Origin of the sequence: Micromonospora sp. NPDC000121, assembly GCF_042899165.1 — a bacterium.
GTDB lineage: Bacteria > Actinomycetota > Actinomycetes > Mycobacteriales > Micromonosporaceae > Micromonospora.
The window spans coordinates 263267-284390 of the sequence record NZ_JBIAZP010000005.1; the positions used below are offsets into that span (position 1 = coordinate 263267).

At 75.0% G+C, this 21124-nt stretch carries 13 protein-coding genes; 4 read left to right on the plus strand and 9 right to left on the minus strand.

Translation table 11 applies throughout. From position 1 onward, the window contains the following. Positions 1–15: 15 nt before the first annotated feature. The 8 genes from ACFY23_RS17210 to pcaF all read right to left on the minus strand — a co-directional run bounded on the left by ACFY23_RS17210 (position 16) and on the right by pcaF (position 12855). A complete protein-coding gene (locus ACFY23_RS17210) occupies positions 16–3678 on the minus strand; it encodes a SpoIIE family protein phosphatase (RefSeq protein WP_350684185.1) in 3663 nt (1220 codons plus the stop codon). Positions 3679–3997: 319 nt separating this feature from the next. Then, complete coding sequence (locus ACFY23_RS17215; RefSeq protein ID WP_350684186.1) at positions 3998–4765, minus strand: 3-oxoacyl-ACP reductase; 768 nt, start codon at positions 4763–4765, stop codon at positions 3998–4000. 5 nt (positions 4766–4770) lie between these two features. Then, positions 4771–6126 carry an aldehyde dehydrogenase family protein gene (locus ACFY23_RS17220; RefSeq protein WP_350684187.1) on the minus strand — a complete coding sequence of 452 codons (1356 nt, stop codon included), beginning with the start codon at positions 6124–6126 and terminating at the stop codon, positions 4771–4773. A gap of 36 nt (positions 6127–6162) precedes the next feature. Next, entirely contained in the window at positions 6163–7527 is a 1365-nt protein-coding gene (locus ACFY23_RS17225; protein WP_350684188.1) for a glutamine synthetase family protein, read from the minus strand. 347 nt (positions 7528–7874) lie between these two features. After that, positions 7875–8375 carry a DUF456 domain-containing protein gene (locus ACFY23_RS17230; protein WP_350684189.1) on the minus strand — a complete coding sequence of 167 codons (501 nt, stop codon included), beginning with the start codon at positions 8373–8375 and terminating at the stop codon, positions 7875–7877. After that, the gene (locus ACFY23_RS17235; RefSeq protein ID WP_350684190.1) at positions 8372–10546 is read right to left on the minus strand and encodes an EAL domain-containing protein; all 2175 of its coding nucleotides are present in this window, start codon (positions 10544–10546) and stop codon (positions 8372–8374) included. The genes ACFY23_RS17230 and ACFY23_RS17235 overlap by 4 nt, the downstream gene beginning before the upstream one ends. A gap of 4 nt (positions 10547–10550) precedes the next feature. Next, positions 10551–11369, minus strand: a complete 819-nt coding sequence (locus ACFY23_RS17240; protein ID WP_350684191.1) for an SAM-dependent methyltransferase — start codon at positions 11367–11369, stop codon at positions 10551–10553. A 280-nt stretch (positions 11370–11649) separates the two neighbouring features. Continuing rightward, entirely contained in the window at positions 11650–12855 is a 1206-nt protein-coding gene (pcaF, locus tag ACFY23_RS17245; RefSeq protein ID WP_350819118.1) for a 3-oxoadipyl-CoA thiolase, read from the minus strand. 104 nt (positions 12856–12959) lie between these two features. On the opposite strand from pcaF, the gene ACFY23_RS17250 reads away from it, so the two are divergent. The 4 genes from ACFY23_RS17250 (at position 12960) to ACFY23_RS17265 (ending at position 17428) form a co-directional block, all read left to right on the plus strand. Beyond that, positions 12960–13925 carry a glutathione S-transferase C-terminal domain-containing protein gene (locus ACFY23_RS17250; RefSeq protein ID WP_350680074.1) on the plus strand — a complete coding sequence of 322 codons (966 nt, stop codon included), beginning with the start codon at positions 12960–12962 and terminating at the stop codon, positions 13923–13925. Further along, positions 13918–14622 carry a DUF998 domain-containing protein gene (locus ACFY23_RS17255; protein ID WP_350680076.1) on the plus strand — a complete coding sequence of 235 codons (705 nt, stop codon included), beginning with the start codon at positions 13918–13920 and terminating at the stop codon, positions 14620–14622. The genes ACFY23_RS17250 and ACFY23_RS17255 overlap by 8 nt, the downstream gene beginning before the upstream one ends. Before the next feature lie 263 nt (positions 14623–14885). Next, complete coding sequence (locus ACFY23_RS17260; protein WP_350680133.1) at positions 14886–16193, plus strand: dicarboxylate/amino acid:cation symporter; 1308 nt, start codon at positions 14886–14888, stop codon at positions 16191–16193. A gap of 167 nt (positions 16194–16360) precedes the next feature. Continuing rightward, positions 16361–17428, plus strand: a complete 1068-nt coding sequence (locus tag ACFY23_RS17265) for an NADH:flavin oxidoreductase/NADH oxidase (RefSeq protein ID WP_350680078.1) — start codon at positions 16361–16363, stop codon at positions 17426–17428. A gap of 60 nt (positions 17429–17488) precedes the next feature. Here ACFY23_RS17265 and ACFY23_RS17270 read toward each other — a convergent pair whose 3' ends face one another. Then, positions 17489–21025: an ABC transporter ATP-binding protein gene (locus ACFY23_RS17270; RefSeq protein ID WP_350680080.1), complete on the minus strand. Its 3537-nt coding sequence runs from the start codon at positions 21023–21025 to the stop codon at positions 17489–17491. Between the last annotated feature and the right edge of the window lie 99 nt (positions 21026–21124).

Below are 21124 nucleotides of genomic sequence, written 5' to 3' on the forward strand. Positions count from 1 at the left end.
CCGCCCGGCGCGCGCTCAGTCCTCCAGCCGCCGGCGCAGCGTCACTTCCGTCCCCTCGGGGGTACGCGCGACCGACAGCTCCCCCAGCGCCTCGATGAGGGCCAGCCCCCGCCCGCGGAAGCCCGACCCGGTCGACTCCCGCCACCGCCCGCTGTCCCGCACGGTGGCCACCACCGTGCGGTCCTCGATGACCACCTCGACGCGGATCGTCGACTCCGCGGGGTCCACGGGGTGCTCGATGGCGTTGGCGGCCGCCTCGGAGATGGCGACGGTCAGGTCGAACAGGTCCGTCTCGTTGACGCGGTGGGCGACGAGGAAGTCCTCCAGCCGCTTGCGCAGCACGCTGAGCCGGGTGGGGTCGGCCGGCAGCCGCAGCGCGAACCGGTTGAGTTCCGCCGCCTCCAGGGCCAGCACCGCGACGTCGTCGCGCAGGGGCCGCCCGGCGATCCGCCGCACCACCGCGTCGATCACGTCCGCGACGTGCTCGCCCGGCGTCGCCGCGTCCTGCCGGAGACGGGCCAGCGCGTCGTCGATGTCGAGCTGCCGGTCCTCGATCAGCCCGTCGGTGTAGAGCAGCAGCCGGCTGCCCGCGGTCAGCTCCCCCTCGACCGTCCGGTAGGACGTGTCCGGGATCGCCCCGACGGGCGGCCCGAGCGCCCGGTCGTGCAGGAACGCCACGTCGTCTCCCCGGATCAGCAGCGGCGAGGGGTGGCCGGCGCTGGCGTACCGCAGCCGGCCGGTGCGCGGGCTGAACCAGAGGCAGACCACGGTGGCGAAGGAGCGCCCCTCCGTCGTCCCGACCAGCCGGTTGAGCCGGGTCAGCGACTCCCCCGGGTCGAACCCCTCCAGCACGTACGCCCGCAGCGCGTTGCGGAGCTGCCCCATCGCCGCGGCCGCGCGGACGCCCTTGCCCACCACGTCGCCGATGGCCAGCACCAGCTCGTCGTCGCACAGGGCGATGACGTCGTACCAGTCCCCGCCGACCTCCACGTCCGCGCTGCCGGGCAGGTAGCGGCTGGCGACGACGGCGCCCGGAAGCTGCGGCAGCGACCGGGGCAGCAGGCTGTGCTGGAGCGTGGTGGCGATGCGGTGCTCGGCCTCGTAGAGCTGGGCGTTCTCCAGCCGCACGCCGACCAGCCGGGCGAGCTGGGTGAGCGCGGCCTCGTCGGTGTGGACGCCGTCGCCGTCCGGCCGCCAGACCCGCAGCTCGCCGAGCTGCTCGCCGACGGTGCCGGTCAGCGGCAGCACGAAGGACGGCTCGGCGGAGGCCGGCCCGCCGCCGTCGGCCTCGAAGCGCATCCCGGTCGCCGAGACCACCACCCGGGCGGCCTCGGCGAGGCTGAGCGCGTGCCGCGCGGCGACCTGGAGCACGTCGGCCGTGGAGCGGGCGGTGTTGACCGCCACCGCGGCGTCGGCCAGCGCCCGCAGCCGGCGGATGATCTGGCCGCGGAGCTGGCCCAGCTCGACGTTGGCCCGGACCCGGGCGATCAGCTCCTGGCCGGAGAAGGGCTTGGTGAGGTAGTCGTCGGCGCCGGCCGAGAGCCCGGCGACCGCCTCGGCGGATCCGGCGCGGGCGGAGAGCAGCACGATCGGCACGTGCCGGGTACGCGCGTCCGCGCGCAGCGCGGCGACCAGCCCGAAACCGTCCAGTCGGGGCATCATCACGTCGGTCAGCACCAGGTCGAACGCGCCGTCGACGGCCAGCCGCAGCGCCTCCACGCCGTCGGTGACCGCGACCACCTCCCACGACGGGGAGAGCAACCGGATGACGTGTTCGCGCAGGTCGGCGTTGTCGTCGGCGACCAGGATCCGCCCGGCGGCGCCCGACCCGGCCGCCCGGGTCGCCCCCGCTCCCGCGGCGTCGGCCCAGAGGGCGGTCTCCGCCACGTACAGGTCGACCCGCGCCGGCTCGACCGCCGCCGGGGAGCCGGCGTCGGCGACCCGTTCGGGCGGCAGGTGCCCGGTGCCGAACGGGACGGTCACCGTGAACGTGCTGCCCTCGTCGACGCGGCTGCTGACGGCCACCTCGCCGCCGTGCATCTCCACCAGCTCGCGGACCAGCGCCAGGCCGATCCCGGTGCCCTCGTGGGTGCGCGAGCGCGCCCCCGGCACCCGGTGGAAGCGCTCGAAGACCTGCGGCAGCTCCTCGGCGACGATGCCGACGCCGGTGTCGGCGACCTCCAGCCGGGCGGTGCCGTCGACGGCGCGGACCCGCACCCGGATCTCCCCGTCGAAGGTGAACTTCACCGCGTTCGACACCAGGTTGAGGACGATCTTCTCCCACATGTCCCGGTCCACGAAGACCGGCGCCGGCAGCGGCGGGCAGTCCACCACCAGGCGTAGCCCGGCCCGCTGGGTCGCCGAGCGGAACGTGCTGGCCAGCCGGGAGGTGTAGTCCGCCAGGTCGGTCGGCTGGTAGTGGGCGGCCAGCCGGCCGGACTCCAGCCGGGAGAAGTCGAGCACCGTGTTGACCAGCTTGAGCAGTCGCAGCGCGTTGCGGTGCATGGTGGTGAGGCGGTCCGTGTACGCCTCGGGCAGCGCCGGGTCGGCGAGCAGGTCCTCCAGCGGGCCGAGCACCAGGGTCAACGGGGTGCGGAACTCGTGGCTGATGTTGGCGAAGAAGCTCGTCTTGGCCCGGTCGAGGGCGGCCAGCTCGGCGGCCCGGGCGCGTTGCTGCTCGTACGCCTGCTGCTTGGCGACGGCCCGGGAGACCTGCGCGGCGACCAGGTCGAAGAAGTCGCGGTACTCGTCGGTCAGCGGCAGCCGGCGGGCGAGGCCGACGACCAGCGTCCCGACGGTCTCGTTCGCCGCGGTGACCGGCAGCACCAGCGCCCGCTCGGTCGCGTCGGCCGGGACCCGGGCGAGCAGGTCCGTCACGGCGACGGTGGCGGCGACGCCGCCGGCGGCGACCTCGGCGAGCGACGCCGGGGACGGCGTGGTGACCGCTGCGGCGTCGACGCCGCTGCGCCCCGCCAACGCGAGGCGGCCGGTGTCGTCGGGCAGGTGCACCAGGGCGAACGGCACGTCGGACCGGTGCCGGTCGAACACCGCGGCGGCGGCCCGGCCCAGCGCCGCCGTGCTGCCCACCTCGGCCAGCTCGCTGCCCAGCTCCGCCAGCAGCCGCAGCCGCCGCTCGCCGAGCACCCGGCCGGTGGTCTCGTTGACGATGCAGAAGATGCCGTCGACGGTGCCGTCGGCGCCCAGGATCGGGTCGTACGAGACGTCGAAGTACGTCTCCTCGAGGAAGCCGTGCCGGTCGAGCGGGAACGGATGGTCCTCGGCCCGGTACGACCGGCGGTCGCGCCGGACGCCCTCCAGCAGCGGCCCGAGCACCTCCCAGGTCTCCGCCCAGTGCTGGCGGGCCGGCCGGCCCAGCACGTCCGGGTGCTTGCCGCCGATCGTCGGCCGGTAGGCGTCGTTGTAGAAGGCGAGCTCGTCCTCGCCCCAGAACATGACGATCTGGGCGCTGGAGGCGAGCATCATGCCGACCGCCGCGCAGAGCGCCGTGGGCCAGCGGTCCGGGGTGCCCAGCGGGGTGGTGGACCAGTCGAACGCGCGCATCCGCTCGCCCATCTCACCGCCGGCGGTGAAGGCCGCGGCGAGCAGCGGGGGAAACTCCGCTTCCCGGACGCGGTCGGACGGGTGTGCCTCGTCCACGCCCCCCTGGGCCGAGCTCATGCAGCCTCCCGCTCCGGCCTTCCCGCGTCGGCCCGATGATCCATCCGGCCGTGCCCCGCTCAGTACCCTGACGGACCAGCAACGTAACGCATGCCACGCCTTGAGCGCTGGTTACGTCCACCTCGGCCGGCCGTCAACCACCCGACAGCGCTGTCGCGGCGGGCCCCGGGCGGACCGGCCGTTCGCCCGGAATCCCGAACCGCCACCGCCTCGGTCCCGTTCATGGGACTACCCGATACCGGTCCGGCTCACACCGCCCCGCCGAGTGTGATGTCGGCGACTCCTCGCCCACGCTCCCTCCCCGCCGGAGGGAGCGGGCTCACAGCGGGGTGACGTACGCGCCGGTGATGCCGCCGTCGACCACGAACTGCGCGGCGGTCATGAAGGAGGCGTCGTCGCTCGCGAGGAACGCCACCGCGGCGGCGATCTCCTCCGGCCTGCCGAACCGCCCCATCGGCACGTGCACCAGCCGGCGGGCCGCCCGCTCCGGGTCGGCGGCGAAGAGTTCCAGCAGCAGCGGGGTGGCGACCGGGCCGGGGCAGAGCGCGTTGACGCGGATGCCCTCCCGGGCGAACTGCACGCCCAGCTCCCGGGTCATCGCCAGCACCCCGCCCTTGCTCGCCGTGTACGCGATCTGCGAGGTGGCCGCGCCCATCAGCGCCACGAACGAGGCGGTGTTGACGATCGAGCCCTTGCCCTGCCGGCGCATGTGCGGGATGACGTGCTTGCAGCAGAGGTAGACGCTCGTGGTGTTGACGCGCAGCACGCGCTCCCAGGCGTCCAGCCCGGTCTCCAGGATGGAGTCGTCCTCCGGCGGGGAGATGCCGGCGTTGTTGAACGCGATGTCGATCCGCCCGTGCCGCTCGGCCACCCCGTCGAAGAGGTCCCGCACGGCCGCCTCGTCGGCGACGTCCGCCGCGACGAACTCGCCGCCGACGGCGTCGGCGGCCCGCTTGCCGGCCTCCGGGTCGATGTCCACACAGATCACCCGCGCCCCCTCGGCGGCGAACCGCCGCACCGTGGCCAGCCCGATCCCGCTGCCCGCTCCGGTGACCACGGCCACCCGGTCCTGAAGACGACCCTGCACGCGCCTCACTCCTCCGTTGCGATGAACACGTTCTTGACGTCGGTGAAGGCGTGCAGCGCGTCCGGGCCCAGCTCGCGGCCCAGCCCGGAGCGCTTCATCCCGCCGAAGGGGGTCCAGTACCGCACCGAGGAGTGCGAGTTGACGCTGAGGTTGCCCGCCTCCACGGCCCGCGCCACCCGGACGGCGCGGCCCACGTCCCGGGTCCAGACGGAGCCGGAGAGGCCGTAGTCGGTGTCGTTGGCGAGCCGCACCGCGTCGGCCTCGTCGTTGAACGGGAGCACCGAGACGACCGGGCCGAAGACCTCCTCCCGCCAGTGCCGGTCCGCCGTGGAGTCGGCGAGCAGCACCGTCGGGGCGTACCAGAAGCCCGGGCCGTCGGGGCGCGAGCCGGTGAAGGCGACCCTCGCCCCGTCGACGTACCCGGCCACCCGGTCCCGCTGGGCGGCGGAGATCAGCGGGCCCATCTCGGCGGTCTCCCGGGCCGGGTCCTCCACCCGCAGCGCGCGCACCGCCGGTTCGAACAGCTCCAGGAAGCGGTCGTACGCCGACCGCTGAACCAGGATCCGGGACCGGGCGCAGCAGTCCTGGCCGGCGTTGTCGAAGACGGCGTACGGCGCGGTCGCCGCCGCCTTCTCCAGGTCGGCGTCGGCGAAGACCAGGTTGGCGCTCTTGCCGCCCAGCTCCAGGGTCACCCGCTTCACCTGCGCGGCGCAGCCGGCCATGATCCGCGTGCCGACCTCGGTGGAGCCGGTGAAGCAGACCTTGCGGACGGCGGGGTGGGTGACGAAGCGCTCCCCCACCACGGGCCCGGCTCCCGGCAGCACCGTGAACACGTCCTCGGGCAGCCCCGCCTCGCGGGCCAGCTCGGCCAGGCGCAGCGCGGTCAGCGGGGTCAACTCGGCGGGCTTGAGCACCACGGTGTTGCCGGCGGCGAGGGCCGGCGCGAAACCCCAGGCGGCGATCGGCATCGGGAAGTTCCACGGCACGATCACCCCGACCACACCGAGCGGTTCGTGGAACGTCACGTCCAGCCCGCCCGGCACCGGGATCTGCCGCCCGGTCAGCCGCTCCGGCGCGCCCGCGTAGTAGTCGAGCACGTCCCGGACGTTGCCCGCCTCCCACCGCGCGTTGCCGACGGTGTGCCCCGAGTTGCGCACCTCCAGCTGCGCCAACTCCTCCAGGTGCGTGTCCACCAGCGCCGCGAACCGGCGCAGCAGCCGCGCCCGGTCCCCCGGCGCCAGCGCCCGCCACCGCGGGTACGCCGCGTCCGCCCGCCCGATCGCCGTGTCGACCTCGTCGACCGACGCCGACGGCACGACGGCCACCGTCTCGCCCGTCGCCGGGTTCACCACCTCGGTCACGGACCCCACTCCCTTCCCGTCGACCAGGCACCCGGGTCAGAGGCGTTCGAAGCCACGGAAGAGCTCCCAGTCGGTCACGGCGGCGTCGAAGGCTGCCAGCTCGACCCGCGCCTGGTTGGCGTAGTGCGCCACCACCTCGTCGCCGAAGGCCTCCCCCGCCACCGTGGAGGACTCCCACAGGGCGAGGGCGTCGCGCAGCGTGCCGGGGACCCGCTCGGCGGCCGCGTCGTCGTACGCGTTGCCGGTGCACTCGTCGCCCAGCTCCAGCTCGCGCTCGATGCCGTGCACGGCGCCGGCGACCAGCGCGGCGATGGCCAGGTACGGGTTCACGTCCGCCCCCGGGACCCGGTTCTCCACCCGCATGCCCTGCCCGTGCCCGACCAGCCGCAGGGCGCAGGTGCGGTTGTCCGTGCCCCACCGCAGTGCGGTCGGGGCGAACGACCCGGGCTGGTAGCGCTTGTAGGAGTTGACGTTCGGGGCGAACAGGAGGCTGAAGTCACGCATGGTGGCGAGCAGCCCGGCCAGCACCCGCCGCCCGGTCGCCGACAGGTGCGCCGGCCCGTCGCCGAGCAGCGCCGACCGGCCGTCCGCGTCGCGCAGGGAGAAGTGGATGTGGCAGGAGCTGCCCTCCCGCTCGTTCGGCTTGGCCATGAAGGTGATCGACATGCCCTCCTGGGCGGCGATCTCCTTCGCCCCGTTCTTGTAGATGACGTGGTGGTCGGCGCAGGCCACCGCCTCGTCGTAGCGGAAGGCGATCTCGTGCTGGCCGAGGTTGCACTCCCCCTTCGCGCTCTCGGGGGTCAGCCCCGCCCCCGCCATCTCCCGGCGGATGCGGCGCAGCAGCGGCTCCACCCGGGCGGTGCCGAGCAGGGAGTAGTCCACGTTGTACAGGTTGGCGGGGGTCAGCTCCCGGTAGCCGCGCCGCCAGGCGTCCTCGTACGAGTCGCGGAACAGCACGAACTCCAGCTCCGTGCCGGCGTACGCGGTCAGCCCGTGCCCCGCCAGCCGGTCCAGCTGCCGGCGCAGGATCTGCCGGGGCGAGGCAACGACCGGCCCCGACCCGTCCAGCCAGGCCAGGTCCGCCAGGAGCAGCGCGCTGCCCGGCTGCCAGGGCACCCGACGCAGCGTGTCGAGGTCCGGCACCAAGGCGAAGTCGCCGTAGCCGCGTTCCCAGCTCGACATCGCGTACCCGTCGACGGTGTTCATGTCGACGTCCACGGCGAGCAGGTAGTCGCAGCCCTCGCTGCCGTGCCCGACGACGTGGTCGAGGAAGTAGGGCGCGTGGAACCGCTTGCCCTGCAACCGGCCCTGCATGTCGACCAGGGCCAGCACCACGGTGTCGATCTCGCCCTCGGCGACGGCGACCCGCAGTTGTTCCAGCGTGAGCGGAGCTTTCCTCATCGGCGGGCCTCCATCACCAAGGTCTACTGGCTAACCCGACCACCGTCAATGCCCAGCCCCGGATCCCGGCAACCGCCCGGGGCCGGCGCGCCGGACTCACCCGGCCGCTCGTCGCCCCGCCTCCGCCGGGTGCGCCGACCGGCCCCGGGAGCGGGCAAATTGCGTTGCCGTCCGGCCGCGCGCGCCGCATGCTTGAGCCCGTGACCAGGCCCGATCGCGACGGGCCACCGCCGGGCGCTCGGACCGCCCCGGCACCGCGGCGGCGCGGGGCACGTCACCTCTCTCTCACCCGTACGGCGCTGCGCCGTACCCGACGCCCGCCCCGCGCCGCCGCCCCCACCGCCACGTCAGGCCAGCAGCAGGCCGCCGACCCAGAGCGCCGCCACGAGCAGGCCGGCGAGGAACTCGACCAGCATGGACAGGCCGGCCGCCGCCACAGCCTGCCTCGTCGCCGGCCAGGCCAACCGGGAATCGCCCAGCCGCAGCCGCTCCGCCGCCCACACCCCGCCGACGAAGCCGAGCACCAGCCCGACCACCGGCACGACGAAGAAGCCGACCAGTCCCAGCACGCCGCCGGCGAGCAGCGACGAGGTGGGCACCCCGGTGCGTCTCAGGTTCCGCCCCGGCCAGGCGTACTTCACGACGGTGCCGCCGACGACCACCACGGTGGCGGCGGCGAGCACCGCCCAGCGCCCCGGCCCGGCGCCGCCGAAGAGCGCCCAGACCAGCACCCCGCCCCAGCACAGCGGCAGCGCCGGCAGGCCGGGCACCACCACGCCGGCCAGCCCGGCGAGGATGGCCAGCGCGGCGAGGACGGCGACGGCCGTCTCGGTGTCGGTGAGGCTCATGCCGCGGCTCCGTGCCCGCCGTCGCGCAGCCGGGCGGTGATCTCCGGCGCCGGCGCCGGCGGGCCGAAGTACCGCCCCTGCCCGGTGTCGCAGCGCAGCGCCCGCAGCCGCTCGGCCTGCACCCCGGTCTCGACCGCCTCCGCGGTGACCCACAGCTCCAACGCGTGCGCCAGCCGCACCAGCGCGTCCACGATCCGTTCGTCCCGGTGGTCGGCGGTCTCCTCCGGGCCGTCGCCCCGGATCCCCTCGACGAACGGCCCGGCCAGTTTGAGGCAGTGGATCGGCAGCCGCCGCAGGTACGCCAGGTTGGAGTAGCCGGTGCCGAAGTCGTCGATCGCCAGCCGTACGCCCAGCGCGGCCAGCCGGTGCAGCGACCGCAGCGGCTCCCCCGCGGTGCCCATCACGGCGCTCTCGGTCAGCTCCAGTTGCAGCAGCCCCGCCGGGAGCCCGGTGGAGGCCAGCGCGTCGGCGACGGTCTCCACGATCCGCGGGTCGTCGGCCTGCCGGGCGGCCAGGTTGACGCTGACCACCAGCCGGGCCGCGGGGAACTCGCGCCGCCACTCCTCCGCGTCCCGGCATGCCTGCCGCAGCACCCACTCGCCGAGCCGGACGATCAGGCCGGTCTCCTCGGCCAGGCCGATGAACCGGTCCGGCCCGATGAGCCCCAGCTCCGGGTGCTGCCAGCGGACCAGCGCCTCCACGGCCAGCATCGAGCCCTCCAGCAGGGACACGATCGGCTGGTAGTGCAGCACGAACTCGTCCCGCTCCAGCGCCGCCGGCAGCCCGGCGGCCAGCGCGGAGCGGGCGATGTCCCGGGCGCCGCGCTCCGGGTCGTAGACCGCCCACCGGCCGCGGCCCTCCGCCTTCGCCCAGTAGAGCGTGGTGTCGGCGGCCTTCATCAGCTCCGACGCGCTCGTCCCGCCGACGGGACACTCGACGATGCCGACGCTCGCCGAGACGGCGAGCTGGTGCTCGCCGATCCGGACCGGGGCGGACACGGCGGCCAGGGCCGCCTCGGCGACGGCCACCGCGTCGTCGATGCCGGAGCCGTCGTCGACCAGGATGACGAACTCGTCCCCGCCCATCCGGGCGACCAGGTGGCCGCGCCCGGCGACGCACTCGGCGAGCCGCTGAGCGATCACCACGAGCAGCCGGTCACCGAGGTCGTGGCCGAGGCTGTCGTTGACCGCCTTGAAGCCGTCCAGGTCGAGGAAGCAGACCCCGACGCGGTGGTCCGCGTCGGACAGCTCGAAGACCCGGCCCAGCGTCTCGAAGAACAACGTCCGGTTGGGCAGGCCGGTGAGCGGGTCGTGCAGCGCCTGGAAGCGCAGCCGCTGCTGGAGCTCGTACCGCTCGGTGATGTCCTCGATCATCGCGACGGTGAACCGGGGCCGGCCGTCGTCGTGCCGGATCAGCGAGACGGAGAGGTCGGTCCAGACCACGCTGCCGTCCTTGCGGTAGTAGCGCTTCTCCACCCGGGCGCTGTCGTGCTTGCCCTCGATCAGCTCCTGGTAGAGCTCCCACATCCCGGCCGCGTCGTCGGGGTGGAACAGCGACGCCACGTTGATCTGCCGCAACTCCTCGATGGAGTAGCCGAGCATGTCCGCGAACGCCTGGTTGACGTCGATGATCCGACCGTCGACGCCGGCGATGCCGATACCCGTGGCCGCCCCGACGAAGACCGCCCGGAACCGCGCCTCGCTGTCGCGCAGGGCCTGCTCCACCTCGTCCCGCGCCTGCCACGCCGAGCGGGCGATCCGCTCCTGCTGGGCGAAGGTGCGGTCGCGCAGGGCGCGGGCGAACCCGGCGGCCAGCCCGCCCTGCAGGGCCGCGACCCGCTCCACCGTCACGTCGTGGTGCGCCCGGGCCGGCAGCACCTCGGGCAGGAAGCGCTCGCCGAGGGCCCGCACCGACCAGTCGAGCACCCGCGGCTCGGTCAGGTGCTCCTCGATCAGCGCGCGCCCGACCTCCTCGGCCGGCAGAGGCGAGAAGGGCTCGGCGACCACGGCCTGCGCCAGCCGGACGGTGTGCAGGTGCAGCAGCCGCTCGGTCTCGGCCGCGCTGAGCGGCACGAAACCGAGCCGGCGCACCGCCCGGGACCACTCGGTCGCGTACCGCAGGGCGCCCGACCGGCTGAGGTCGTCGCCGCCGGGCTCCGGTACGGCGGCCATGGGCTCAGGCGGTGGGCCGGTCGTACCGGGCGACGCCGCCGAAGGCGCCGAACCGCTCCGGCTGGTCGTCCACGTCGGACGGGGAGTCCGGACGCCAGAGCGGCATGTGCACCACGCCCGGCTCCAGGATCGTCCAGTCCCCGAAGAAGCTGGTGATCTCGGCCCGCGAGCGCAGCGTGATCTCGGTGTCGGTACGCGCCGAGAGGCGCTGCGCGTCGAGCATCTCCTGCGGCTGGTCCTCGAAGGTGGAGTGCGAGATCACCAGGAAGCTGCCCGGGGCCGCGGCGGCCCGCAGGGTGGCCAGGACGTCGCCGGGGCGGTCGGCGTCGGGGATGAAGTGCACCACCCCGGCGAGCAGGATGCCCAGCGGCCGGCTGAAGTCGAGCAGCGCCAGCTCGCGGGCCGCGACCAGGATCCGCTCCGGCTCGCGCAGGTCGGCGTGGATCACCCCGGTCAGCTCGTTGCCGGCGAGCAGCTCCCGGCTGTGCGCCACCGCGACCGGGTCGATGTCGACGTAGACCACCCGGGCCTTCGGGTTGGCCGTCTGGGCGACCTCGTGCACGTTGCCGACGGTCGGGATGCCGGAGCCGATGTCGAGGAACTGGTCGATCCCGGCGTCCAGCAGCGTGCGCACGGCCCGGCGCAGGAACTCGCGGCCGGCGCGCATGGTGGCCGCCAGGTTGGGGGTCATGCTGGCGATCTGCTCGGCGAGCTGCCGGTCGATCTCGAAGTTGTGCGCCCCGCCGAGGAAGTAGTCGTAGACCCGGGCCGCGCTCGGCCTGGAGAGGTCGATCTCGGCGGGAAGTCCGTCCGGCATCTGCACTGCTGCACCCCATGTCGTCGCCGCGGTGCGGGAGGGAACCGGTGTCGGGGCGCGTGCGGGGCACGCGGAGGCACACCGGCCGACCCGCGGATCGTGTGGTGCTGACCACTCTAGGCCGCCCACTCACGGCACGGCGAGGTCCCATGACCCACTTCGCCGGCCCGTCCGGTGTCCGTCACCGACCGGACACCGGACGCGGACCGGGCCCGCCCGTGCCTCCCCCCGGAACGACAGGGCGGCGGGCCCGGAAACGGGCCGGCCCGCCCCGAGCGGCCCCGGATCAGCCGGCGGACTCCAGCAGCAGCGAGATGCCCTGCCCCACGCCGACGCACATGGTGGCGAGCGCCCGCCGCCCGCCCCGGCGGCGCAGCTCCAACGCGGCGGTCAGGGCCAGCCGGGCGCCGCTCGCGCCGAGCGGGTGCCCGAGCGCGATCGCCCCGCCGTTCGGGTTGACGTGCTCGGCGTCGGTGGGCAGTCCCAGCTCGCGCAGCACCGCGACGGACTGCGCGGCGAACGCCTCGTTCAGCTCGATCACGTCGACCGCGTCGAGGCCGACGCCGAGCCGGTCGAGCAGCTTCCGGGTTGCCGGCACCGGCCCGACGCCCATGATCCGGGGCGGCACGCCGGCCGCGGCGGCCCCCGCGATCCGGGCCAGCGGGGTCAGGCCGTACCGGGTCACGGCCGCCTCGGAGGCGACCAGCAGCGCCACCGCGCCGTCGTTGACGCCGGAGGAGTTGCCGGCGGTCACCGTGCCGCCCTCGCGGAACGGGGTGGGCAGCGCGGCGAGCTTCTCCAGCGACGTCTCCCGGGGGTGCTCGTCGACCTCGACGAGCTTCGTCTCGCGCCGCCCCGCCGGCACGGTCACCGGCACGATCTCCTCGGCGAACCGGCCGTCGGCCTGCGCCTTCGCGGCCCGCTGCTGCGACCGGTACGCGAACTCGTCCTGCTCGGCCCGGCCGACGCCGTACTCGGCGGCGACGTTCTCCGCCGTCTCCGGCATGGAGTCGATACCCCAGTGCTTCTTCATCAGCGGGTTGACCAGCCGCCAGCCGATGGTGGTGTCGTAGACCTCGGCGGTGCGGGAGTACGCGGTCGTCGCCTTCGGCATCACGAACGGGGCGCGGCTCATGCTCTCCACCCCGCCGGCCACGACGAAATCGGCCTCGCCGGCCACGATCGACCGGGCCGCGGTGGCGAGGGCGTCGAGGCCGGAACCGCAGAGCCGGTTGACCGTGCTGCCCGGCACCTCCTCGGGCAGCCCGCCGAGCAGCGCCGCCATCCGGGCCACGTTGCGGTTGTCCTCGCCGGCCTGGTTGGCGCAGCCCAGGATCACGTCGTCCACCCGCGCCCAGTCCACGGACGGGTGCCGGGCGACCAGCTCGCGGATCACGTGCGCGGCCAGGTCGTCGGGGCGGACGCCGGCGAGGGCGCCGCCGTACCGGCCGATCGGGGTGCGGACACCGGCCACCAGGTATGCCACGGTCATCAGCGCGATCCTTCGGGGGTGGGAAGGGGCGGGGCGGGCGGTTCCGGGTCACGGGGCCGCCCGGCCGCCAGGATATCCGCGCGGCCAGCGGATAGGTTGACGGCATGGCCCGGGCCCAGTTCAGCGCAGAGACCAGCGGCGGTGGCGCCTTCGTCCGCCAGCCCAACCGGTTCACCGGTCGGGTCACCCCCCACTCGACCTCGCCGGAAGGGGGCGGCCCGGACGACCAGGACCGCTGGCCGCTGGAGCCCGGCCGCTACCGGCTGATCTGGTGCCGGGCCTGCCCGTGGGCGCACCGGGCCCGGATCGTCCGGAACCTGCTCGGCCTCCAGGACGCGATCTCGCTCGGCACGGTCGACCCGATCCGCGACGAGCGCGGCTGGCGGTTCAGCCTCGACCCGGACGGTTTCGACCCGGTGCTCGGCATCGGCTTCCTCTCCGAGGCGTACCTGGCCACCGATCCCGACTACACCGGCCGGGTCACCGTGCCGGCCCTGGTCGACACGCGCACCGGGCGGGTGGTCACCAACGACTACCCGCAGCTCACCCTCGACTTCTCCACGGAGTGGCGCGGCCTGCACAAGCCGGGCGCGCCGGACCTCTACCCGGTGGAGCTCCGCCCGGAGATGGACGCGCTGATGGCGGAGATCCACCGGGACGTCAACAACGGCGTCTACCGGTGCGGCTTCGCCACCTCCCAGTCCGCGTACGAGGAGGCGTTCACGGCGCTGTTCGCCCGGCTCGACGCGCTGTCGGAGCGGCTGGCGGGCCGGCGCTACCTGATGGGCGACGCGATCACCGAGGCCGACGTGCGGCTGTTCACCACCCTGGTCCGCTTCGACGTGGCGTACCACGGGCACTTCAAGTGCAACCGGCAGAAGCTCACCGAGATGCCGGTGCTCTGGGCGTACGCGCGGGACCTGTTCCAGACGCCGGGCTTCGGCGAGACGGTCGACTTCGACCACATCAAGCGGCACTACTACGGCACCCACGCGGCGATCAACCCGACGGGCATCGTCCCGCTCGGCCCCGACACCTCCGGCTGGACGACGCCGCACGGGCGTGGCTGAGCCGGGCCGGGCAGACCCGACCGCCGCCCCGGGCGTGGCCGAGCCGCGCCGGGCCCGCCCGACCGCCTCCCCACCCCGGGCCGCCGCCGCGTCGGCCGCCACCGGCTGCATCGTCGCGGGCGCGACCGCCGTGACCGTCGCCGTGGTCGCCGGCCCCGGCCCGGGTCTGACCGGGTACGTCAGCGAGGCGGGCGTCACCGACAGCGCGTACGCCCCGGCGTACCGGATCGGGGTCTTCGCCGTCGCCGCGGCGCTGCTGCTGCTCGCGGCGGCGCTGCCGGCGGGGCTGCGGGTCGCGGCCGCGCTGCTCGCCGTCGGGAGCGTCTGCACGCTGCTCTCGGGCGCGGTGACGTGCAGCGCGGGCTGTCCGCTGCCGCCGTTCGAGCGGGCCACGGCGGCCGACCTGGTGCACGGCGGGGCGAGCATCCTGGCGACCGCGGCGGTCGTCTTCGCGATGCTGGCGATCGCCTTCCCGCCCGGGGCCGACCGGCCGCTGGGCACGCCCGGGACCGACCGGCCGCTGTGCCGGCTGGCCGCCGGGGCGGCGGCGGTGGCGCTGCCGCTGGCCGGGGCGGTGGGGCTGGCGATGCTCGCGGTGGGCCGGGGCACCCTGGTCGGGGTGCTGGAGCGACTGCTGCTCCTGGTGGCGCTCCTGTGGGCCGCCGCCACCGCCACCACCATCGCCCTCCGCCGGTAAGGAAGGGCACCTTATTAACGCCTCCGGTAGAGGAACGGCCCCTTCCAAGCATTCCCTGTAAGGAGCGTCACCGGAGTCGATCCTTCCGGCCGGTGGGCCCGAGGGATAGTCTCGGCGGGCGATGACCAACGTCTGGCACCTCACCGTGCGCCTGTATGTCGACCTCCGACTGCAGGCCAGCGGCGTCTGTCCGGCGCAGCCGCTCTCCTGACGCTGCCCCGTTCGACCCTCCAGACCTGGGACACATCCTCATGGCTTCCGCCCTGCGCAAGATCCCCTTCTCCGTGCAGATCCTGCTCGGCCTCGTCCTCGGCGTGGCGCTCGGCTTCCTCGCCCGCGCCAACGACCTGAGCTGGCTCACCAGCACCCTCGACACCGTCGGTGGCCTCTTCGTCCAGCTGCTCAAGCTGGCGGTGCCGCCGCTGGTCTTCACCGCCATCGTGGTCAGCGTGGTCAGCCTGCGGGGGGTGGCCAACGCCGCCCGGCTCGCGCTGAAGACGCTGCTCTGGTTCGGCGCCACCGCGTTGGTCGCGGTGGCCGTCGGCATCGGGCTCGGCCTGCTCACCAACCCCGGCCGCGGCGTCACCCTGGACACCGCCGGCGCCGCCGCCCCGAAGAACAGCGGCTCCTGGACCGACTTCCTCACCGGCATCGTGCCGACCAACCCGGTCGGGGCGTTCGTCGAGGGCAACGTGCTCCAGATCGTCTTCCTGGCCCTCGTCGTCGGCGCCGCGGCGCTGCTGGTCGGCGAGAAGGCCGAGCCGTTCGTGGCGATCAACCGCGCCCTGCTGGAGATCGTCCAGAAGGCGCTCTGGTGGGTCATCCGGCTCGCCCCGATCGGCACCCTCGGCCTGATCGGCAACGCCGTCGCCTCGTACGGCTGGGACCTGGTGGCCCCGCTCGCGAAGTTCACCACCGCCGTCTACGTCGGCTGCGCGATCGTGCTGTTCGTGGTCTACCCGCTGGTGCTGCTGGCCGCCGGCCGGCTCAACCCGCTGCGCTTCTTCGCCGGCGCCTGGCCCGCGATCGAGCTGGGCTTCGTCTCCCGTTCCTCGGTGGGCACGATGCCGGTGACCCAGCGCTCGGTCGAGCGGCTCGGCGTCCCCCGCGAGTACGCCTCGTTCGCGGTGCCGTTCGGCGCGACCACGAAGATGGACGGCTGCGCGGCGGTCTACCCGGCCCTCGCCGCGATCTTCGTCGCCCAGGTCTTCGGGGTGGATCTCGGCGTCACCGACTACCTGCTGATCGCCTTCGTCTCGGTGGTCGGGTCGGCCGCCACCGCCGGCCTGACCGGCGCGATCGTGATGCTCACGCTGACCCTGAGCACGCTGGGCCTGCCGCTGGCCGGCGCCGGCCTGCTGCTGGCGATCGACCCGATCGTCGACATGATCCGTACCGCCACGAACGTGGCCGGCCAGGCGCTGGTGCCGACCGTCGTCGCGGCCCGCGAGGGCACGCTGGACCGGGCCGCGTACGACTCGGCCGGCCGCCGCTCGCCGCTCGACCCGACGGACGCCGACGCCGACGCCCGGTCCCGCCGGCCGGAGGACCTCAGCCCCGTCCCGGCCTGAGGACCCCCGCCCCGCCGACTCGGGACGCCCGCGGCACGGTCCCGGCCGGACCAGCCCCGCCACGGCCCGGCGGGACGCCCGGGCGACGCCCACCGCGGACGGGCACGTCGACGCCGAGGAGGGCCTCCGTGCGGAGGCCCTCCTCGGCCGGTAGAGAGGATGACGAGATGAGTGTCCTGTTCACGCCGCTGCCCCTGCGCGCGGTGACCCTGCCCAACCGGATCGCGCTGGCGCCGATGTGCCAGTACACCGCCGGCCCGGACGGCCTGCCCACCGACTGGCACCTGGTGCACCTGGGCAGCCGGGCGGTCGGCGGCGCCGGCCTCGTGCTGACCGAGGCCACCGCGGTGGTGCCGGAGGGGCGGATCAGCCCCCAGGACACCGGGCTCTGGTCCGGGGCGCACGTCGACGCCTGGCGGCCGGTGACCGCGTTCGTCGCGGCGCACGGCGCCGTACCGGCGGTGCAGCTCGCGCACGCCGGGTTCAAGGCGTCGACGTACCGGCCGTGGGCGCCGCGCCGGGGCGGGGTGCCCGACGCCGAGGGCGGGTGGACGCCCGTCGGCCCCGGGTCGACCCCGTTCGTGCCCGACTACCGGGTGCCGACCGCCCTGGACGAGACCGGGATCGCCGGCGTGGTCGAGGCGTTCGCGGCGGCGGCCGGCCGGGCCGTCGACGCCGGGTTCGCCGCCGTGGAGATCCACGCCGCGCACGGCTACCTGCTGCACGAGTTCCTCTCGCCCCTGACCAACCACCGGCAGGACGGCTGGGGCGGGGACCAGGCCGGCCGGATGCGGCTGACCCTGGAGGTGGCCCGCGCGGTCCGCGCGGCGGTCGGCGAGGACGTGCCCGTGCTGACCCGGATCTCCGCCACGGACTGGGAGCCCGCGGGGTGGACGGTCGAGGACAGCGTGGTGCTCGCCGGCGAGCTGGCCGGTGCCGGGGTAGACCTCGTCGACTGCTCCTCGGGCGGCGCGTCCAGCACCGCCACGATCCCGGTCGGCCCGGGCTACCAGGTGCCGCTGTCCGCCCGGGTACGCCGCGAGGCGGGCGTGGCCACCGGCGCGGTCGGCCTGATCGTCGAGCCGGAGCAGGCCGAGGAGATCGTCGCCGCCGGCGACGCCGACCTGGTCCTGCTCGGGCGGGAACTCCTGCGCGACCCGTACTGGCCGCACCGCGCCGCCGCCAAGCTCGGCGCGACCCCCACCTGGCCCGCCCAGTACACCCGCGCCCTCTGACCCTCCCCGGACCGCCCCCTCCCCTCGTCCTTGCGGGGGGGCCGGGGGCGGGCGGGTGGGTCAGCCGGCCAGGTGGGACCAGTGCGGTTCCAGGTCGCGCCAGGGGCCCTGGGCGGCGACCGCACCGGACAGGAGGACCACGACGTGGTCGGCCCGGACGAGGGCCGCCCGCTTCGAGGTCGAGCCCACCACGGTCACCCCGTGCTCCCGCAGGGCCTGCCAGAGCGCCAGCTCCGTGGTGACGTCCAGCGCCGAGGACACGTCGTCGGCGACCAGCAGCTCGGTACGCGGCGCGAGCGCCCGGGCCAGCGCGAGGCGCTGCAACTGCCCGCCGGAGAGCCGGGTGCCCTTGTGCCCGATCAGCAGCCCGAGCCCGCCCCCGGCCGCCGCCAGGTCGTGGTCGAGCTGGGCGGTCGACGCCGCCGCGGCGGCGTCCACCTGGTGGCCCAGGGTGATGTTGTCGGCCACCGTGCCGGAGAGCACCCGGGGAAGCTGGCCGACGTAGCCCACCTGGTTGGGGCGCAGGAACAGCTCCGGCTCGGTGACCGGCTCGCCGTTCCAGGTCAGCAGGCCGGTGTGCGGCGCGATGCCGGCGAGCGCCCGCAGCAGCGACGACTTGCCCGAGCCGACCGGCCCGACGACCAGCACCAGTTGGCCGCGTTCCACCGTCAGGTCGACGTCGCGGACGGCCACCGTCCCGTCGGCGTGCCGGACCCCGAAACCCGTCAGCTCCAGCCGGCGCAGCGGGCGCCGGGGCGGCACGTCCGGCGCCGGCGCGGTCCCCGCGCCGAGGTCCACGTCCGGCACCGCCGCCGAGTACGCCTTTACCCCGGTCATCGCCACCGTCCGCCGCGTCCACACCCGCGCGGAGGGGATCTGGGAGATCAGCGACGCCGTCGTCCAGGCGAACCAGCGAGCCGCCGCCAGGGTGGCGACCGCGACCAGGGTGGCGCCGGCCGACAGCTCGCCGGCGAGGAACAGCGCCCACGCGCCGATCGGCAGCAGGCCGCTGACCAGCGACGGGGTCGACCGCGACCACACCTGCACCGCGATCTCCCGGCGTTGCCGGTCGCTGCGGACCACGTCGAGGTCGGCCAGGTGGGCCAGCACCGGCCGGGTGGCCCCGGCGAGTTTCACCGTACGGGCGGCCGACAGCGAGGAGACCAGGGCGGTGGCGAACGCGGCCCGCGCGGCGACGGTGGCCCGGGCGGAGCGTTCCAGCCGCGGCCCGAACAGCGTCGCGGCCAGCCCGGAGACCACCATCGTCCCGGCGAAGAACAGCCCCGGCACGACGCTGCCGGTCACGGCCGTCATCGCGGCCAGCAGCAGGAGCGAGATCCCCTGGTCGCTCACGTTGTCGGCGAGTTGCACCACCCGCTCGGTGTCGCCGCCCTGGGCCACCACCTCCGCCGGGGTGTGTCCGCTGACCCGGCGCGGCCCGGTCTGCCCGTGCACCAGCCGCAGGCTGATCCGCAGCATCTGTCGGACCCACCACTGCGGGAACCGGTAGCCGGTGAACCAGTGCACCGGCAGGGTGACCAGCAGGGCGGCGACGATCCCCAGCGCCGGCAGCCAGGGGTCCCCGACGCCGTCGACCAGGTCGGCCCAGAGCCAGGGCAGCACCGGCCCGTCCATCCCGAGGATCACCAGCAGCACGAACATCGCGAGCGAGGCCAGCCCGTACCGGGGGTCGTTGACGCACAGCCGCAGGACCTCCCGCAGCCCGCGCAGGCCCCGCAGCCCTCGGGGCGGCGGCGCGACCGTAGCCCCGGGCTCCTCCGGCGTCGCCTCGCCGGCGGGCGCGGCCGGCCGCCCGGCCGCCGGCTCGGCCGGGTCCGGGCCGGTGGGCGGCCACGGGTCCGGCGGGCCGGTCAGCAGGTCCACCCCGCCGGACCGGGCCCCCGACCCCGCGTGCGCGTACGCGGTGGCGTGGCTGGTGGCGAGCAGTTCGGCGAAGCGTGCCGACTCCCGCAGCGGGCCGGCCTCGACCACCGCCCCGTCGGCCATCACCACCACCTCGTCGCAGCGGCGCACGGACGAGAGGCGGTGTGCGATGACGATGCCGATCCGGTCGCGCAGCAGCCGCTCGGTGGCCTGCTGCACCCGCGCCTCCGTGACCGGGTCGAGGCGGGCGGTGGCCTCGTCGAGGATCACCACGTGCGGGTCGCGCACCAGGATCCGGGCGAAGGCGACCAGTTGCTCCTGCCCGGCCGAGAGCACGTGCCCGCCCTCCCCGAGCCGGGTCTCCAGGCCGTCGGGCAGCTCCGCGATCCAGCCGGCCAGGCCCAGCTCGTGCAGCGCCCGGGCGGCGGCGTCGCGCAGTTCCGGCTCGAACAGCGCGACGTTCTCGGCGAGGGTGCCGGCGAGGATCTCGGTGCGCTGGGGGACCACGGCGATCCACCGACGCAGCTGCTCGACGTCGAGGTCGCGCACGTCGCGGCCGGCCAGGAAGACCGTTCCGGGTGGCACGTCGACGGCCCGGGTGAGCACCTTCGCCAGGGTGGACTTGCCGGAGCCGGTCCGGCCGACCAGGGCGTACGAGCGGCCCCGGGCGAAGGTCAGGTGGACGTCGCGCAGCACGGGGCCGCGCCCGCCGTCCGGCTCGACGCTCGGGTAGCGGAAGGTGAGGCCGCGGACCAGCAGGTCGCCCTCGGTCGGGGCGGCCCCGCCCACGGGCTCCTGCGGGGAGTTCGCCAGCAGTTGCACCCGGCCCCACGCGCCGAGGGCGTACTGGAGCTCGGGGACCATCCGGCTGACGTGCTCGACGGTCATGCCGAATCCGATCGCGAGCAGCCAGACGGCGGTGAGCCGGGCGCCGTCGATCCGGCCGGCGACCAGCGCCCACGCGCCGCCGAGCACCACGGCGGCGATCCCGGCCAGGGTGGCGCCGGCGGCAACGGTGGTGACCCGGGCCGACATCCGCCACACCCGGACGCCCCGGTCGAGCACCTCGGCCGCCCGCCGGGCGTAGAGGCGCAGCACGTACGGCCGGGCCAGGCTGGTCCGCACGTCGTCCTGGCCGTGGACGGCCTCCTCCATCACGGCGGCGAGGTCGGACCACGCCTCCTCCTCGGCCATCCGGGCCGGGGCGATCCGCGCGGTGGGCCGGCGCAGGCCGACCGCGAGCAGCACCGTGAGCAGCAGCATCCCGACGCCGGCCGGCCACCAGACCGCGAGGGCGACGACCGTCGAGAGCAGGCCCGCCGTCAGCGCCTGCGCGATCCGTACGCCCTGGCTGCGCACCGCGGCGGCGACCTGGTAGACGTCGCCGTCGATGCGGTCGAGCAGCTCGCCGACCGGGGTGGTCTCCAGGGTCGGCAGGTCCTGCCCGAACGCCACCCGGCACAGCCGGCGGCGCACGTCGGCGGACCAGTCGGCGGTCAGCCCGGCCATCAGCAGGCTGACCACGAGGTCGCTGAGCACGGCGGCGACCAGCGCCACGGCGAGCAGCGCGAAGAACCCGCCGGCGCGGTGCACCAGGACGGGACCGGCCAGCGCGGCCGCGGCGGCCTGGCCGCCCGCGCCGAGCACGATCAGGCAGGTCACGACCGCCATGCGGCGGGGCGAGGTGGCCCACAGGTCCCGGAGCAGACGCATGACGGAGTCCCTTCCGGAAGCGGTGGCGGTGCATCCAGCCTGCTCGGTGGGGGTGTCCGATTCAACGCATTTATCGGCCCGCCCGGCGCCCGGTGACAC

Excerpts from the sequence above, each read along its gene's own strand:
- pcaF (WP_350819118.1), bottom strand. The coding sequence starts at position 12,855 with ATGACCGTGGCATACCTGGTGGCCGGTGTCCGCACCCCGATCGGCCGG.
- ACFY23_RS17230 (WP_350684189.1), bottom strand. The coding sequence starts at position 8,375 with ATGAGCCTCACCGACACCGAGACGGCCGTCGCCGTCCTCGCCGCGCTG.
- ACFY23_RS17270 (WP_350680080.1), bottom strand. The coding sequence starts at position 21,025 with ATGCGTCTGCTCCGGGACCTGTGGGCCACCTCGCCCCGCCGCATGGCG.
- ACFY23_RS17235 (WP_350684190.1), bottom strand. The coding sequence starts at position 10,546 with ATGGCCGCCGTACCGGAGCCCGGCGGCGACGACCTCAGCCGGTCGGGC.
- ACFY23_RS17225 (WP_350684188.1), bottom strand. The coding sequence starts at position 7,527 with ATGAGGAAAGCTCCGCTCACGCTGGAACAACTGCGGGTCGCCGTCGCC.
- ACFY23_RS17265 (WP_350680078.1), top strand. The coding sequence starts at position 16,361 with ATGAGTGTCCTGTTCACGCCGCTGCCCCTGCGCGCGGTGACCCTGCCC.
- ACFY23_RS17210 (WP_350684185.1), bottom strand. The coding sequence starts at position 3,678 with ATGAGCTCGGCCCAGGGGGGCGTGGACGAGGCACACCCGTCCGACCGC.
- ACFY23_RS17250 (WP_350680074.1), top strand. The coding sequence starts at position 12,960 with ATGGCCCGGGCCCAGTTCAGCGCAGAGACCAGCGGCGGTGGCGCCTTC.